Genomic DNA, 1,974 nt, shown 5'->3' with positions numbered 1-1,974 from the left:
TTATAAGGCACTATTATGCTCTTTTCCTCTTATCTTTTTATCTTTTGTTTTTTGCCTTGTGTTTGGATTATTTTTCATCTCTTAAAAACTTTAAGTATAAAAGAGAATTCTTTGCTTTATATACATCTTGCAAAAGCATTCTTAGTCCTTGCAAGCTTATTCTTTTATGCGTATTGGAAGATGATATATCTGCCTTTATTACTTGCTTCTATGCTTATCAATTATGCTCTTGCAAGATGTATTCTTAAACATACTTTTACTCCTTATACTATGCAAGAGCTAGAGCATACACATATTTGCAACACTTCCTTATCTCCTGCACATTATTCATCATTACACACTCTACAATCAGGGAATGATTCTATGAGCAAATTAATGGGGGGGGGGGCATAATAACTCTTATGTATTCAACTCTCACTCCTCCTTTGAACCTGATAATTTAAATCATTCCTTATTGAATGATTCTCCTAAATCTTATTTAAGCTCTCAATCTTTACATTCACCCTCTTGTTTATCTCATCATTCTCATTCCTTAAAAGATTCTCTTACGCTCTCTCCAAAGACTTTATCCTCTCACACACAAACCTTTTTTAAAAATCCTAAGTTTTATCTTATCTTAGGCATTATCTTTAATCTCTCTGTCTTAGGATTTTTTAAATACACTGATTTCTTCTTGGAGAATTTTAATCTCTTTGCTCAACTCTTAGACTTTAATTTGAATATACCTTTGCCTCATATTCTTTTACCTCTTGCACTCTCATTTGTAACCTTTCAGCAGATTGCTTTTTTGGTAGATTGTTATAAAAGAGTAAATATAAGAGATATGCAAGAGGTAAAAGAACGCAATCTTAAAGAATATCTCTTAGCAGAAAAAGCACTAGAGGAGAGAGTATCCAAAGGGGATTTAGAATCTCAAAGCAATAAAAACTTATCTCTAGCACAAAGAGATTCTCAAGATATACACAAAGAATATGACACAGATAAAAATGCTCTCACAACAAGTAAAGATACACAAGCGCATTTACAATCTAAAGAAAGTATGCACAATGAACAAAGTCCTCAAACTCAAATCAACTTCCTAGATTATGCTCTTTTTATCTGCTTCTTTCCTCAACTCATTGCTGGTCCTATTGTGCATCATAAAGAGATGATGCCTCAATTTCATTCTCTTTTTAAACACTCTAATCCTATAAAGTGGGATTATATGGCTAAGGGTATCTTTATATTCTCCATTGGATTATTTAAAAAAGTCTTTATTGCAGATGCTTTTGCAAAGTGGGCAAATGCTGGATTTAGTGTTGTAGAGAGTGGAGGAGTATTAAATATTGCAGAATCTTGGGCTACTTCTTTATCTTATACCTTTCAACTCTACTTTGATTTTAGTGGATATTGTGATATGGCTATTGGTTTAGGATTACTCTTTGGGATAATGCTGCCTATAAATTTTAATTCTCCTTATAAGGCATTAAATATCAGTGAGTTTTGGCGCAGATGGCATATGACTTTAGGGAGATTTTTAAAAGAATATGTCTATATTCCACTAGGGGGAAATAAAAATACAAAGTATAAACAAAGCAGATTCTATAATACTCTTAATAAGATACTTACTTTGAGGAATCTTTTTATTGTAGCCTTTTTAAGTGGGATTTGGCACGGAGCTGGGTGGGGATTTGTTATATGGGGGAGTTTGCACGGGAGTGCAATGATAATACATCGTAGTTATAGATTCTTTTTAGAATCTTCTTTGGCTCTCAATACATCTTTGATGAAGTTAAGACACACGCGTGTTTATACAATCTTATGTTGGTTGCTTACTTTTAACTTTGTGAATATTGCGTGGATATTCTTTAGAAGTGAGAATGTGAGTGGAGCAATGAATCTTATTACAGGAATGTTTGGAATTACTTGGGTGGAATTACCACAAAAGATTCATCACCTCCCTGCACTCTTAGAACATATAGGAGGAAGGAATGA

The 1,974-nt window shown here is 33.1% G+C and carries 2 protein-coding genes; both read left to right on the top strand.

Annotation, left to right across the window (positions count from 1 at the left end):
• The first annotated feature begins 111 nt into the window (after positions 1-111).
• Positions 112-393, top strand: a complete 282-nt coding sequence (locus OQH61_RS09390) for a hypothetical protein (RefSeq protein WP_266027171.1) — start codon at positions 112-114, stop codon at positions 391-393.
• Between the two features lie 220 nt (positions 394-613).
• On the top strand, positions 614-1,974 hold a 1,361-nt coding region (locus tag OQH61_RS09385), incomplete at its 3' end, for an MBOAT family O-acyltransferase (RefSeq protein ID WP_266027172.1).

This window comes from Helicobacter sp. MIT 21-1697 (genome assembly GCF_026241255.1).
Classification (GTDB): Bacteria; Campylobacterota; Campylobacteria; order Campylobacterales; family Helicobacteraceae; genus Helicobacter_C.
Note: the sequence above shows the minus strand (reverse complement) of the source record. Positions and strands in the feature narration are given on the sequence as shown.